Annotated in this window: 1 pseudogene; it reads left to right on the top strand. The window is 46.8% G+C overall.

Features of this window, described 5'->3' with window-relative positions:
- Positions 1 to 235, top strand: a pseudogene (locus LJE11_RS21015) (IS200/IS605 family accessory protein TnpB-related protein); the annotation flags it as partial.

The following is a 235-nucleotide window of genomic DNA, read 5'->3' as shown; positions in this document are numbered from 1 at the left end:
TACGGATATGGAATACCTGCGCAGGAACTGGTATGGGAAAAAGGCATCTGCCCCGGCACTGGAGAAAAGACACCATAAATATTTCCTGCGTTTTTCCTATACAGAAGAAGTGACGCTTACTCAGACACCTGTAAAAGAGCAGATTATCTGCAGTGTGGATCTGGGGATCAATACGGATGTAGTCTGTACCATCATGCGGGCAGACGGAACTGTCCTGGGGAGAAAGTTTATTGAC

It is taken from the genome of Blautia sp. DFI.1.216 (genome assembly GCF_020594215.1).
GTDB classification, from domain to species: Bacteria; Bacillota; Clostridia; order Lachnospirales; family Lachnospiraceae; genus Blautia_A; species Blautia_A wexlerae.
This window is presented reverse-complemented; position numbering and strand designations above follow the sequence as displayed.